The organism is Polynucleobacter sp. QLW-P1DATA-2 (assembly GCF_001870365.1).
Taxonomy (GTDB): domain Bacteria; phylum Pseudomonadota; class Gammaproteobacteria; order Burkholderiales; family Burkholderiaceae; genus Polynucleobacter.
In genome coordinates, this window is record NZ_LZMQ01000003.1 from 1,113,282 (window position 1) to 1,127,856 (window position 14,575).

Below are 14,575 nucleotides of genomic sequence, written 5' to 3' on the forward strand. Positions count from 1 at the left end.
GTTTGCAGCCAGCAAAGCCTCAATTTGAGGGGCTTCCACCCGAGTCATGAGGTGCTTGTAGGCTTGAATAGGATTCTTGCTAGAAAGTGGGGTGCCAATATCTGCCCAGGATTGTGGTGCCAAAGAAAGGAATTGCTCTACACCGGCAGCAACCTGCGGGATGACTGGCTTGAGATACAGGCTGAGCATGCGGAAGGCTTCTAAAGTCACGCTACAGACGCGTTGTAAATCTGGCTCGCGAGCGGGATCTTTGGCGATTTCCCAGGGCTTGTTCTCATCTACGAAGCCGTTGACTTTATCGGCAAGCTCCATGATCGAGCGTAATGCTTTTGCGTACTCGCGTCCTTCATAGAGTGCGGCAATTTTTTCACTAGCCTCAGCGATTTCTTTGAGTAAAGGATTGTTCATTGCCTCATCAGAAACAACGCCACCAAAACGTTTTACTAAGAACCCTGCACTGCGACTGGCAATGTTGATGTACTTGCCCAATAAATCACTATTCACGCGAGCAACGAAGTCATTCAGATTTAAATCTAAATCTTCCATGCTGTCATTGAGCTTGGTAGCAAAGTAATAGCGGAACCACTCAGGATTAAAGCCGCATTCAATCACGCTATTTGCAGAAATTAATGTGCCACGAGACTTACTCATCTTCTCGCCATCAACCGTTAAGAAGCCATGAGCAAAGACATTGGTTGGCGTGCGGTAACCTGCAAATTTCAGAGTTGCTGGCCAAAACAAGGTATGAAAATACAGAATGTCTTTGCCAATAAAATGGTACTGCTCAGTCGTGGTGTCTGGCTTAACCCACTCATCAAAATCAAGGCCCTTAGCCTGACAGTAATTGAGGAAGCTGGCGTAGTAGCCTATGGGAGCATCAAGCCATACATAGAAGTATTTGCCAGGCGCATCAGGGATTTCAAAGCCGAAATAGGGGGCATCACGGGAGATATCCCAATCGCCTAATTTACTTTCTCCAGGCTCGCCAACCCATTCTTTCATCTTGTTGCGAGCTTCAGGTTGGAGTGGTGTTTTTACTTGAGTCCACTCACGCAAGAACGCCTCACAACGTGGGTCAGATAATTTAAAGAAATAGTGATCAGAAATCTTTTTAATCGGAGTTGCACCACTGACTACCGAAAAGGGGTTCTTTAAATCAGTAGGTGAATACGTGGCACCACATTTTTCACAGTTATCGCCGTATTGATCTTTTGAGCCACACTTAGGGCACTCACCTTTAATAAAACGATCCGGCAAGAACATTTCTTTTACTGGATCGTAAGCTTGTTCAATCGCACGTTTCTCAATTAGGCCAGCATCACGCAGCTTGATATAAATACTTTGCGCTAACTTTTCATTCTCGGGACTATCGGTGGTGTAGTAGTTGTCAAATGAGATAAGGAAGTTATCAAAGTCGCGCTTATGCTCTTTCCAAACATTAGCAATCAGCTCTTTTGGAGTAAGACCCTCTTTTTCTGCGCGCAACATGATTGGGGTGCCATGAGTGTCATCGGCTCCAACGTAATGAACTTCATGACCACGCATGCGCTGAAAGCGAACCCAGATATCAGTCTGAACGTACTCCACTAAATGACCGATATGGATCTGACCGTTGGCATACGGTAAGGCGGAGGTGACTAGAAGGCGGCGCTGGGAGCTACTCATGTAAAGCGGACTTAAATAAGAGGGTTAAATGGAATCAATTCCCAATTATGCTGGGTAGAGCAATGATTTTAGTCTGCGGTTAAAGTAAAGCCCCGATTGCAAGCGATAAAATTGGTTTAGACCTCATTTAGAAAGTGCCTCATGGCTGCAAAACCCAGTATTCAAATGTCACAAGCCTCCGTGCCTTTGGTGCATGAGGTGGAGGTAATGGACGAGGCCGGACGGAGCAAACTGGTGCATGTCCCTGGAGAGCGGCCGTTAACGATTTATCTGGACAAGCGCGAGGTAGTGACCTTAATGACCCTGGGAAGTGCCCCTGAGGCCCTGGTCTTGGGGTATCTACGGAATCAGCGCCTAGTGGAGTCGTCTGATGACATTGAGAGTATTCAGGTTGATTGGGAAACCGATTCTGCTGCAGTAAAAACTCGCCGCAGCACCGTAGATATTGATGCTTTGACCAGCAAGCGCGTAGTAACAACCGGTTGTGGTCAAGGAACCATGTTTGGTGGCCTGATGGAGGAGATGTCTGAGATTAGACTGCCCGATGGACCAAAACTGTCCCAAGAGGCAATTGTGGCTTTGGTAGACGCTATTCGGACTCATGACACGATCTACAAAAAGTCTGGCTCAGTTCATGCCTGCGCTGTATTTGAGCGCGATGGGGAGCACGGAGTTCGCCCCCTTCACTTTATTGAGGATGTAGGTCGCCATAACGCGGTTGACTCTATTTCTGGTCTGATGTGGCTAGCTGAAAAACCGGGCAAGGATTTAATTTTCTTTACTACTGGCCGCCTCACCTCAGAAATGGTGATCAAGGGTGCTCAAATGGGCATTCCTTTCTTGCTGACTCGGTCAGGGGTCACCTTAATGGGCTTGGAGCTGGCTCGCAAGACTAACCTCACTATCCTGTCCCGCTGCTCTGGTAAACACTTTGAGATCTATAACGCCCCTGAGCGGGTGGTATTTACCCAAAACAAGCAATAAATTAATGGGCAGGGTTGGGTGAAGGTTTTACAATTCCGCCATGACTATTAAATCTGACCACTGGATCCGCCGCATGGGCGAGCAAGGCATGATCAGCCCATTTGAACCTGGGCAAGTTCGCCAAGACGCCGCCGGCAATAAAATTGTGAGTTATGGCACATCAAGCTATGGCTATGACATTCGTTGTGCAGACGAATTCAAGATCTTCACGAACATTAACAGCACGATTGTTGACCCTAAGAATTTTGATGAACAATCGTTTGTCGATTTCAAGGGTGATGTCTGCATCATTCCACCAAATTCATTTGCCTTGGCAAGAACAGTGGAGTATTTCAAGATTCCTCGTAGTGTATTGACTGTTTGCGTTGGTAAGAGTACCTACGCACGCTGCGGCATTATTGTGAACGTCACTCCATTCGAGCCAGAGTGGGAAGGCTATGTCACTTTAGAGTTTTCCAACACCACACCATTACCAGCAAAAATTTATGCTGGCGAAGGATGTGCGCAAGTGCTCTTCTTTGAGAGTGATGAGGTATGTGGCACATCCTATAAAGACCGCGGTGGTAAGTATCAAGGTCAGCGGGGCGTAACCCTGCCTAAGACCTAATTTTTCTTCACGCAAATCCGAGTTCGCGAACCTAAAGGGTAGTCATGAAATTTCGTTTCCCAATCATCATCATTGATGAGGACTTCCGTTCCGAAAATATTTCGGGTTCTGGTATTCGCGACCTCGCCGAGGCGATCGAGAACGAGGGCATGGAGGTCATTGGCCTCACTAGTTATGGCGATTTAACTTCGTTCGCACAACAAGCATCTCGTGCTTCTTCATTCATAGTCTCGATTGATGATGAAGAGTTCGTATCTGATTCTGAAGATCACGATCTGCCTGCCTTAAATAATTTGCGTGCATTTATTACTGAAGTGCGCAAGCGTAATGAAGATATTCCAATCTTCTTATATGGCGAGACTCGTACCTCACGCCATATGCCTAATGACATTCTCCGTGAGTTGCATGGCTTCATTCATATGAATGAAGATACGCCAGAGTTTGTAGCGCGTCACATTATTCGCGAAGCAAAGGTCTATTTGGATTCACTTGCGCCACCATTCTTCCGTGCGCTGACCAATTACGCCTCTGAAGGTTCTTATTCATGGCATTGTCCTGGGCACTCAGGCGGCGTTGCATTCTTAAAGAGCCCTGTAGGCCGAATGTTTCACCAGTTCTTTGGCGAGAACATGTTGCGTGCTGACGTTTGTAATGCGGTGGAAGAGTTAGGACAACTTCTAGACCATACGGGGCCTGTATTACAGAGCGAGCGTAATGCAGCTCGTATCTTTAATGCTGACCACTTGTTTTTCGTAACTAATGGCACTTCTACATCGAACAAGATTGTTTGGCACTCGACTGTAGCTCCTGGCGATGTAGTTCTGGTTGATCGCAATTGTCATAAGTCAGTCATTCATTCCATCACCATGATGGGCGCGATTCCAATCTTCTTAATGCCAACTCGAAATCACTTGGGCATTATTGGCCCAATACCTAAAGAAGAGTTTGAGTGGAAAAATATCCAGAAAAAGATTGATGCTAATCCTTTTATCAAGAACAAGAATGTCGTGCCACGTGTCATGACGCTGACTCAGAGTACTTATGACGGTATTGTGTACAACGTTGAGATGATTAAAGAGATGCTCGATGGCAAAGTAGATTCATTGCATTTTGATGAGGCTTGGTTACCGCATGCTGCTTTCCATCCGTTCTATAAAGATATGCATGCGATTGGATCAGATCGCAAGCGCACCAAGAAAAGTTTGATGTTTGCTACCCAATCTACCCATAAGTTATTGGCTGGATTGTCACAAGCTTCACAAGTGTTGGTTCAGGATGCAGAAGATACTAAGCTAGATCGAGATTGCTTTAACGAGGCCTATCTCATGCACACCTCAACTAGTCCGCAGTACGCGATTATTGCCTCATGCGATGTCTCTGCGGCGATGATGGAGTCTCCTGGTGGCACAACCCTGGTGGAGGAATCCATTGCGGAAGCGATGGACTTCCGCCGTGCGATGCGCGAAGTGGATGATAAGTTTGGTGCCGACTGGTGGTTTAAGGTCTGGGGCCCAGATCATTTGGCGGAAGAGGGTATTGGAGAGCGCTCTGATTGGGTATTGGAGCCAAACGCAAGCTGGCACGATTTTGGCAAACTTGCCAAAGACTTCAATATGCTCGATCCAATTAAGGCAACCGTGGTCACCCCTGGATTGGATATCGAAGGTAACTTTGGATCTATGGGTATTCCAGCGAGCATTGTTACCAAATATTTGGCTGAACATGGTGTGATCGTAGAGAAGTGCGGCTTGTACTCCTTCTTCATTATGTTCACCATTGGCATCACTAAAGGCCGCTGGAATACGCTCGTAACTGAATTGCAACAGTTCAAAGACCATTTCGATAAAAATGCTCCGCTATGGAAGGTCTTGCCTGAGTTTGTCGCTAAGCATCCACGGTACGAGCGCGTAGGCCTCAAAGATATTTGCCAGCAAATTCATGAGTTCTATAAGAGTCGTGATGTTGCACGTATGACTACGGAGATGTACACCTCCGATATGGAACCAGCCATGATGCCATCTGAGGCTTGGGCAAAGATGGCGCATAAGGAAGTGGATCGTGTTTCGCTTGATCAACTAGATGGCCGCGTTACAGCGATGTTAGTAACGCCATATCCGCCAGGTATTCCGCTCCTAATTCCGGGTGAGCGCTTTAACAAACGGATTGTTGATTACCTCTATTTTGCAAGAGACTTTAATGCCAAGTTCCCAGGCTTTGAGACCGATATCCATGGTCTCGTGAAGGCCGATGTCGATGGTCGCAGCGAGTATTACGTCGACTGTGTGAGGCAGGAAAGAGACATCACCCTCTAATAAATAAGGCCCCTAGGGGCCTTATTTATTACTACTTCAGGAGGACTGAAGGAGAGGCGGGGATACTTCCCGGAATTTTTTGAAGCGACATGAACTGCGATAGTAATTTGATGGCTAGAGGTGAGTAGCCGTTGTTTTCACTTGGAATGCTATAGAGATTGCCATCCAAACCTTCGATACTTGAAAACGGTCTTGGAGTAGATTGATTTTTATTCACCACAAAAAGAGCATATTCGTTGGACTTGCCTGTATTGCTATTAAATGTAGTTGCGGTTGGTGGCAAGGTTACAATGTAGGGCTTTTCAGCTAGTTGAGCTTTTACAACTTGCCCTAAATATTCAAAAATATTATTCGTTGAGCGAATACGAATATTTAACTTGGGCTGCGATTTTTTCTCAAGACTGGGCTGATTGATTCCTTGAGCCAGAGTTTCTTGGCAAAAAAATGCTATCACCATATTCTTGGCGAACAAAGTTTTCATACTTATTTGTATTGATACAAAGTTTATATTTTTTAGATACTTGGATTGGCTGAAACTTGAGCTCAGAAGAGTCGCCTACTTTTTGTAATACGATCCCCGATGCTTTCATCGCCTCAAAAGCATTGTCACCGAAGGTAGACTTCAAATGAGCAACAGTAAGAGGCGGCCCAATTTTTTGCGAAGTATCTACTACATAAGCTCCAAGACCATACGAGATCAGTTTATAAAGGTGTTTTTGGAATTCAGGATGGTCAGGTCTCAAGGGGTTATTAATCAGTGTGAGCGACTCACCATTGGCTTTTGTGATTTCAATTTCATCTACCACTAAGCTTAAGAGAACCTCTTTTGGAATGTGATTATGTTCAAAATATTTCACATCCTCGATTGGAAGTTCATTGAGGTAACCCTTCCAAAATACCGCATTATCAAGAGAGGATTGAGTAAAGTTAAAGCTATTGCCAACCGATAATGAAACTCCTGGCGTAATGCTATTTAAGCCACCATTGATCGGTAGGTAGGCCGCATTGTATGGAATGATGCCGCCTGAAAAAAATCCGCTGGCGTATGGATTGACTGTAATCGAACCAGAGCCATTGATATTGGGCATATCTAAGAAACTGACAGGGCGATTTTCTGAAGAACGTAAGATGTTCTGAAAGATCATATTGATCTGGTATTGCTCCAGAATATTTGCATATTTTGCAGACATCTCACTAAAGTCAGGAGCCATTGGGGTATTGCAGCCGCCAAGCGTAATCATCAAAGTAAAGGCAGCAAGCGTTCTGCAAGCTCTGGAAAGTAAGTTCATTTTTTTAATTGGTAAGAATAGTTTTGCAAGCGTAATGGTTTTTTGCTAAAAAAGACTGGGTCAAGGCACAAATTTAGGACAATTAGCCTTGCTTAAGTTGCGGCAAGACCTATTTAGCGGGCTTATCTAGCTGAAAGGTTATCGGGGCATCCTCATCTGCTTTGCCGGCCGAGTCTGACTTGCCTTCCTCGCCTGTGAAGTTGAAATCCTGACTCTGAACAATAGCAGCGGGCTTATCTAGTAGGGTCGTGACTAAAGCTGGGAAGGCCATGACCACTACCACCATCACGAGTTGTAAGCCGACCCAGGGCAGGGCGCCCCAGTAGATATCGCTGCTTTTGACTTCTTTGGGTGCTACGCCTCTTAAATAGAAGAGAGCAAAGCCAAAAGGGGGATGCATAAATGAAGTCTGCATATTCACACACAGCATCACGCCAAACCAAACCAGTGCTGCACTCGCTGCTGCTTGAGGATTGCCATTCATGGAATCGAGCAATACTGGTGAGAGAAGCTTGACGGCAACGGGTGCCAGCATGGGCACTACGATAAAAGCGATCTCAAAAAAGTCTAAGAAGAATGCCAAGAAGAAGACAAAGAGATTGACGACGATTAAAAATCCAATCCAGCCGCCTGGCAAGTTAGAGAAAAGTTGCTCTACCCAGTGACCGCCATCAACACCCTGAAAGACTACTGAGAAACAGGTGGATCCAATCAGAATGAACACTACCATTGCGGTGATGCGCATGGTGTTCTGATAGGCCTCTTTAATAAGTCCCTTCAGGTTAGGAATGCTGGCCCTCCGAATCCACGCAAGCAGTAAAGCGCCCATCGCACCCATGGCACCAGACTCTGTCGGGGTGGCGATACCGGTCATGATCGTCCCGAGCACTAAAAAGATCAGCACAGCTGACGGAATAATGCCCATGAGACATTTTTTCCAGAGTGCCCAGCCCTTAAGATTGAGCTCGCCCTCAGGAACGGGCGGTAAATAGTCCGGCCGAACGCGTGACAGAACAAACGTATAAAGAGCAAACAGGCCTATTTGCAAGAGCGATGGACCCCAAGCCCCTAAGTACATGCTGCCCACATCAGCACTGCCACTTTGGGTTTTAAGTTGATCCGCTAGAACAATAAGAACTAAAGAGGGCGGAACAAGTTGTGTAATGGTTCCAGAAGCTGCTAAAACGCCCGCAGCGTAGCGCATGTTGTAGCCGTAGCGCATCATCACAGGTAAAGAGATCATCGCCATAGCGATCACCTGAGCAGCTACTGTGCCGGTAATGGCACCCAGAATAAAGCCGACGATGATGACGGAGTAGCCTAGACCACCGCGCACTCTTCCAAAGAGTTGTCCCATGGAGTCCAGCATCTCTTCCGCAAGACCGCAGCGCTCAAGAATAGCCCCCATAAAAGTGAAGAAGGGGATGGCTAATAAAAGATCATTAGCTAGTACGCTGCCAAAGATACGTTGAGGAATAGCCTGTAAAAAGGGTATCCCAAAAAAGCCCTCGGTCATCGCAATGACGGAGAAGAATAGACCTGCCGCCATCAGAGAAAACGCCACCGGAAAGCCAATCAACATAAAGATGACAAGTCCGCCGAACATGAAAGGAGGCATCCATTCCAATGGAATCATTGCATCGGCTTTTCGTAATGAAGGTCTTCTGCCGGCAAGGTGGCTTCACCTTTGAGGGCGCCGATTCGCTTGATGATTTCTGAGATACCTTGCAAGCTAAGCATGAAGAATCCAAATGGCACAACAAATTTAATAGGGTAACGAGCCAGTCCCCCAGAATTCATAGAACCTTCTCCAACTAGCCAGGATGGATAGAACAGCGAAGTCCACGATAGCCAGCAAAACAATAAACAGGCGGGCATTAAGAAGAAAATAAGTCCAAATAGATCAACCCAAAGCCTGCCGCGATCAGACAGATGAGAGTAAATCAGATCAACGCGGACGTGTTCGTTGCGTTTGAGAGTATAGGAGGCGCCCAGCATGACGGATGCACTAAAGAGATACCACTGCAGCTCTAGTGGCCAGTTATTGCTGATATCAAAACCGTAGCGAAGCAGGGCATTCGCTGCTGAAACTATGCAAGACAACAAAATCATGATGCTGGCTGCATTACCAAGCATCTGATTAACGTGATCAATACCCCTAGAGAGCTTGGACCAAAACCCCATTCGCTTTAGAGGTCAGCACGACCCCGTTTGATTGCAGCGATGACTTGTGCGGGAGCTGTGCCACCTGCATGTTGGCGAGATTGCACAGAGCCATCCACCGTTAACAACGCAAAGACATCATCACTGATCATCTCAGGGCGATTATCTAAGCCGCATGCAAAGCGCAATTCGGAAAGACTTAAATCGGTCAACATGCAATTTCTGCCGACACAAGCTTTAACAGCATGTGCCACAGCTTCATGGGCATCACGGAAGGCCAAGCCCTTTTTCACCAAGTAGTCAGCCAAGTCTGTCGCCGTTGCAAAACCCTCTTCAGCAGCCGCTTTCATAACATCGGCTTTTACTTCGATATGCGGAACCATATCGGCAAAGATACGTAAGGTGTCTTGCACTGTATCAACCGCATCAAATAGTGGTTCTTTATCTTCTTGATTATCTTTGTTGTATGCAAGCGGCTGACTCTTCATCAACGTTAGTAAAGAGATCAAGTCACCATAGACACGGCCGGTCTTGCCACGTGCCAATTCTGGGACGTCGGGATTCTTTTTCTGCGGCATGATGGAGCTACCAGTGCAAAAGCGATCTGGTAAATCAATAAAGCCAAAGCGTGGACTCAGCCACAGCACCAGCTCTTCAGAGAGGCGGGAGATATGCATCATTAGGATCGATGCGAAGGCGCAGAACTCAATAGCAAAGTCGCGATCAGATACGGCGTCTAATGAGTTATTGCAGATGCCATCAAAACCCAGCGTTTTAGCTACTTGTTCACGATCGATTGGGTAGGTAGTGCCTGCCAATGCAGCAGCGCCTAAAGGCAAGCGATTAAAGCGAGCACGTAAATCTGCAAGACGACTTGCATCACGACTAAACATTTCGTAATAGGCCATTAAGTGATGACCAAAAGTAATGGGTTGCGCCACTTGTAAATGGGTGTGACCTGGCATGATGGTTGCAGCATGCTTCTCTGCTAAATCTAGCAAAGCCAAACGCAGCGTTTTTAAAGTAGCGGCAATCTCATCTACGCTACCGCGTAGCCAGAGGCGTAAATCGGTTGCCACTTGATCGTTACGTGAACGGCCAGTATGTAAACGTTTGCCAGCATCACCAACTAATGCTGTGAGGCGAGCCTCAATATTGAGATGCACATCTTCAAGTGCTAATTGCCAGTCGAACTCGCCAGCCTCAATTTCACTCTTAATTTGAGCCATACCTTTTTGAATATCGGCTAAATCTTGGGCGCTGATGATTTTTTGGGTTGCCAGCATCTGGGCGTGCGCCAAGGAGCCGGCGATATCAACCATAGCAAAACGTTGATCAAAGCCGATGGAGGCTGTATAGCGCTGAACAAGTTCGTCAACGGGTTCGGTAAAACGGGCCGACCAAGCTTGGGCTTTGTTGGCTAAGGAATTTTTGGATGAGCTCATAAACACAGTATATTGGTGTAGGTCTTTGATTATTTTAAATGTTATGCCCCAAACCCTGAATTCTGCATCCCCATCCCCCGCGCCAGCAGCCCCTAAGCGCCTTGTGATCGCCTCCCGTGAAAGCCGTTTAGCCATGTGGCAGGCGGAGCATGTGCGAGATTGCCTCAAAAAGCTCTATCCAGGCTGTGATGTGCAGATTCTGGGGATGACTACCCGAGGAGACCAGATTTTGGATCGAGCGCTCTCTAAAGTGGGCGGCAAAGGCCTTTTTGTAAAAGAATTAGAAGCTGCACTAGAAGATGGGCGTGCAGATTTAGCGGTGCACTCTCTAAAGGATGTGCCTATGGTGATGCCTGAGGGATTTGAGCTTGCTTGCGTGATGGAGAGAGAGGATGCGCGTGATGCCTTCGTATCTAATGATTACGCTAGCCTAGAGGATCTCCCAAAAGGCGCCGTTGTTGGTACATCGAGCCTACGTCGTGAGTCAGTTTTGCGCGCAAAGTTTCCTCATATAGAAATTCAACCCTTACGTGGCAACTTAGATACACGCATGGGCAAACTAGATCGTGGCGAGTATCAAGCAATTATTTTGGCAGCAGCAGGTTTAAAACGCTTAGGTTTAGAAAGTCGCATACGCGCCTACCTTCCTTACGATCCCTATACACCAGCAGCAGGTCAGGGTGCGCTCGGCATTGAGACGCTCAGCAAACACCCCAACATTAAACAATGGCTAGCCCCACTCAATGACTTGCCAACCTTGTATGCCGTCTCTGCAGAGCGGATGGTTTCTCGTCAACTAGGTGGTTCATGTGAAGTGCCTCTGGCAGCCCATGCAGTTTGGGATCAAAACCAAATGCAAATTCGCTCCTTTGTTGCTAGTACTGATGGCAAAGAAATCTGCCTCGCTAATGGAAATGCTTCTGTCAAATCAGTAGAAGATGCCGAGGCGCTAGGGCTCTTAGTAGCGCAAGATCTGCTAGCGCAAGGCGCTGCTGATTTAATCCCGAAGATAGTTAAATAAGAATCCAGTAATAACGATGAGTACGAAAACTATTGTCATTACTAGACCCAGTGGTCAAGCAAGGCAATTGATTGAGGTGCTCACCCAAGCGATCGAGAAGAGTGGGGTAGCTAAGCGAACCTTCCCTGAAATACTCTCACTCCCCTTGTTGACGATTGTTCCTAAGGACAATTTAGCACTGGCTGATCATATTGCCAGCGCATTAAAGGATGCTGATCTAGCAATCTTTGTTAGCCCTAATGCGATTGAATCTGTCATGCGTTTACTAGAACGAGATTGGCAAGATTTTTCCAAGAAGATCATTCCCATTGGCGTGATGGGTGGTAGTAGTAAGTTGGCATTGCAAAATCACGGTATTGGATTTGAAGAAACCCCAACGCCAATTGTGATTCCAACAAGTAATGAGCACTGGGATTCAGAGGGCTTATGGCAGGAGCTGCAGGGCCTAAAGTGGGATTGGACTAATAAAAAGATTGTGATTTTTAAAGGCGAGGGCGGCCGAGATTGGTTGGCCGATACCCTGAATAAAGCAGGCGCCACCATAGAGACTATTTCTACCTACACTCGCATTCCTTTGGATGTCGATAATCCAGCATGGCAAGCTATTGGGGAAATGGATTTCAGTAAATCACTTTGGTTATTGACGTCATCTGAGGCGGTGCGATATCTGGGAGATATTGCTACAGATCAATTTGCGCAAACGCTCGGGAGTGCAAGTGCATTGTGTCCACACCACAATATTGCTGATGCCGCTGAGCTGATTGGTTTTGGGGAGGTATTTACAACCGAGCCAGGAGATGAAGCTCTAATTAAAGCCACATTGGCTTGGCTCACTATTTCGTAGTGGAGTAGTTCAATAAAGCAGGTAAGAAAATCTCATTGACCAGAATGGGATGACCCTTTAAGCGATAAAGGGTGCGTCGTGCCCATAAGGGCGAGCTCAGGCCAGTATGGTCTTTGAAGCATTTTTTCCATAAGTCGCTACTTTTGTCTAGACGGGCAATATCACGTGATGGCTTTGCCTTGGAGTGCATGCGCGTTTTAGCAAAGAGCACTGCACCCAATGGCTTTGTACCAAGACGCAATACTGAGTGATTACTACCACTTGAACTCAAAGTAGGGATAACGCTATGCGCCATGACCAGAGGAGTGTTATCAACACAAAGCATCACTTCGCGAACGCGGCAGCGTCTAATCTTTAAATGAAAATAGCGACTCTCGTCGCTATTTAAGGTTTGTGGGCAATCACGCAAAACCTGAACTTGCAGTTTTTGCCCAATCACCTTCTCAATTTTTTGGGTTAAAGACCCAGTGTCGCTTAGCCATGGTTGCCACTTTCGTGGCGCCCGATGAACTTCACCAGAACCGACTCGATTCCATGCAGAACGGAGACGATTGCGGTGAGTCATTTTTAGCTGCCGCTAAAGTTACGACGTTGGCCGCCAGTCTTTGGTTTAGCAAAGCGTGGGCCGCCTGCTGGACGTGAGTCACCAGAGCGTGCTGGACGTGAATCCGCAGAGCGAGCAGGGCGTGAGTCAGCAGAACGAGCTGGACGTGAATCGCCAGAACGACTTCCGCCGCCATTGCCACCACCAGAACCGCCACCGCCAAAGCGTGACTCAGAGCGTGCGCCAGAGCCATAACGACCGCCACCACCGCCTGAGCGATTGCCACCAAAACCGCCGCCTGAGCGACCGCCACCAGGGCGACCACCGCCACCACCAAAGCTTGGCTTAGCTTGTGGCTCAAGACCAGCGATTACAGAAGCAACGATATCTTGCTGTGTAAAGCGCTCGATATTGCGAATCTTGGCACGATCACGATGCTCAACCAAAGTAATTGCTACACCATTGCGACCAGCACGTCCTGTACGACCGATACGGTGCGTGTAGTCCTCTGGTTTCATTGGCAAGCCAAAGTTAATCACATGGCTGATACGTGGTACATCAATACCGCGAGCCGCTACGTCAGTTGCTACCAAAATCTTGGTATGACCTTTACGTAAAGATTCGAGGCGACGCATACGAACAGCTTGGGGCATTGCACCGTGAAGGGCAGTTGCTTCATAACCATTGGCACGCAATGTGTCAGCGATCTTTTCGCTTTCAACTTGAGTACTTGCAAACACCACTGCTTGATCCAAAGAGGCATCAGCCAAAATGTGCTCAAGAAGCTTGTGTTTATGTGACATGCTGTCAGCCCAATGCAACTTCTGCTCAATGTTGGCATGCTTCTCACCTGCGTGAGCAAGTTCGATACGCTTAGCATCTGTAGTCAACTCGTTTGCTAAAGACATAATCTTCGGCGCGAAAGTGGCAGAGAACATCAAGGTTTGGTCACGACTTGCGCAACGTTTATCAATTGCTTCGAGATCATCAGCAAATCCCATGTCGAGCATGCGATCAGCCTCGTCAATCACGAGCTGTTTAACATCATCTAAGCGAATTGCTTTGCTATCGCACAAGTCAAGTAAACGACCTGGGGTTGCAACAACTAACAATGCACCTTTCAATGCTTGGATTTGTTTACCGTAAGGCATACCACCCATCACAGTGGCAATACGAATCCCTTTCATGCCGCGAACTAAGTTCACCGCATCGGCAGAAACCTGCTGAGCTAATTCGCGGGTAGGGCAGAGCACTAACACTTTAGGTTGTGCGCGACCTGGTACAGGTGAATTACTCGGGTTGCTTTCGATGAGTTGATTAATCAAAGGCAATAAAAAGGCTGCGGTTTTACCGCTACCGGTTTGGCTGCTGACCAATAAGTCACCACCAGCTAAGGCTGCAGGTATAACCTGAGCTTGCACAGAAGTGGCTTGGGTATAACCCAGTTCAGCAACGTTTTTAAGGAGTGATGCCGCTAAGGCAAAGTTCTGAAACTCAGTTCCAGTGCTCTTTGAGTCTTGTGACTCGTGTTTAGTTTCTTTAGAAAAAGTCATGCTATTACACATCCCCTTTAAGGGATGTCTCCGTATGTTGCACCCATGGTTTTTTATAGGGTGCGATGGTCAAAGGCATCGACCATCAGACAAGCGGCAGCGCGTTTTATGAACTTCGGTGTTTATGACTTCTAAACGGTACGCTGAA

12 protein-coding genes and 1 pseudogene are annotated in these 14,575 nt (G+C 47.1%); 5 read left to right on the forward strand and 8 right to left on the reverse strand.

The annotated features are described in order from the left end of the window. Window positions 1–1,665 (reverse strand): annotated as a pseudogene (gene metG / locus A9236_RS08380) (methionine--tRNA ligase); the annotation flags it as partial. Window positions 1,666–1,806: 141 nt separating this feature from the next. Here metG and A9236_RS08385 point away from each other — a divergent pair. From A9236_RS08385 to A9236_RS08395, 3 genes are read left to right on the forward strand one after another with little or no spacing between them, the layout of a single operon-like run. Next, complete coding sequence (locus tag A9236_RS08385; protein ID WP_071464931.1) at window positions 1,807–2,649, forward strand: formate dehydrogenase accessory sulfurtransferase FdhD; 843 nt, start codon at window positions 1,807–1,809, stop codon at window positions 2,647–2,649. Window positions 2,650–2,689: 40 nt separating this feature from the next. Beyond that, window positions 2,690–3,256, forward strand: a complete 567-nt coding sequence (gene dcd, locus A9236_RS08390; RefSeq protein ID WP_071464932.1) for a dCTP deaminase — start codon at window positions 2,690–2,692, stop codon at window positions 3,254–3,256. Between the two features lie 44 nt (window positions 3,257–3,300). Continuing rightward, a complete protein-coding gene (locus A9236_RS08395; protein WP_071464933.1) occupies window positions 3,301–5,568 on the forward strand; it encodes an arginine/lysine/ornithine decarboxylase in 2,268 nt (755 codons plus the stop codon). A 31-nt stretch (window positions 5,569–5,599) separates the two neighbouring features. On the opposite strand, the gene A9236_RS08400 is transcribed toward A9236_RS08395, so the two are convergent. The 5 genes from A9236_RS08400 to argH all read right to left on the reverse strand — a co-directional run bounded on the left by A9236_RS08400 (window position 5,600) and on the right by argH (window position 10,465). Next, entirely contained in the window at window positions 5,600–6,049 is a 450-nt protein-coding gene (locus A9236_RS08400) for a hypothetical protein (protein WP_143070600.1), read from the reverse strand. After that, window positions 5,964–6,857, reverse strand: a complete 894-nt coding sequence (locus A9236_RS08405) for a hypothetical protein (protein WP_071467838.1) — start codon at window positions 6,855–6,857, stop codon at window positions 5,964–5,966. Before A9236_RS08405 ends, A9236_RS08400 begins: the two co-directional genes overlap by 86 nt. A 109-nt stretch (window positions 6,858–6,966) precedes the next feature. Further along, window positions 6,967–8,493 (reverse strand): TRAP transporter large permease subunit, encoded by a 1,527-nt coding sequence (locus A9236_RS08410; RefSeq protein ID WP_071464935.1) that lies wholly within the window; start codon window positions 8,491–8,493, stop codon window positions 6,967–6,969. After that, window positions 8,490–9,041 carry a TRAP transporter small permease subunit gene (locus tag A9236_RS08415; RefSeq protein WP_071464936.1) on the reverse strand — a complete coding sequence of 184 codons (552 nt, stop codon included), beginning with the start codon at window positions 9,039–9,041 and terminating at the stop codon, window positions 8,490–8,492. The genes A9236_RS08410 and A9236_RS08415 overlap by 4 nt, the downstream gene beginning before the upstream one ends. A 5-nt stretch (window positions 9,042–9,046) precedes the next feature. After that, on the reverse strand, window positions 9,047–10,465 hold the full coding sequence (gene argH, locus A9236_RS08420) for an argininosuccinate lyase (RefSeq protein WP_071464937.1): 1,419 nt from the start codon (window positions 10,463–10,465) through the stop codon (window positions 9,047–9,049). Window positions 10,466–10,508: 43 nt separating this feature from the next. Here argH and hemC point away from each other — a divergent pair, with 43 nt between their 5' ends. After that, window positions 10,509–11,486 (forward strand): hydroxymethylbilane synthase, encoded by a 978-nt coding sequence (gene hemC / locus A9236_RS08425; protein WP_236638799.1) that lies wholly within the window; start codon window positions 10,509–10,511, stop codon window positions 11,484–11,486. Window positions 11,487–11,502: 16 nt separating this feature from the next. Beyond that, window positions 11,503–12,330, forward strand: coding sequence for a uroporphyrinogen-III synthase (locus A9236_RS08430; protein WP_071464938.1), 828 nt, complete (start codon window positions 11,503–11,505; stop codon window positions 12,328–12,330). Here the strand turns inward: A9236_RS08430 and A9236_RS08435 are convergent. Both A9236_RS08435 and A9236_RS08440 read right to left on the reverse strand, forming a co-directional pair. Next, window positions 12,320–12,895: a chorismate lyase gene (locus A9236_RS08435; protein ID WP_071464939.1), complete on the reverse strand. Its 576-nt coding sequence runs from the start codon at window positions 12,893–12,895 to the stop codon at window positions 12,320–12,322. The two genes, A9236_RS08430 and A9236_RS08435, sit on opposite strands and share 11 nt — an antisense overlap. Before the next feature lie 2 nt (window positions 12,896–12,897). Further along, window positions 12,898–14,427, reverse strand: a complete 1,530-nt coding sequence (locus tag A9236_RS08440; RefSeq protein WP_071464940.1) for a DEAD/DEAH box helicase — start codon at window positions 14,425–14,427, stop codon at window positions 12,898–12,900. Between the last annotated feature and the right edge of the window lie 148 nt (window positions 14,428–14,575).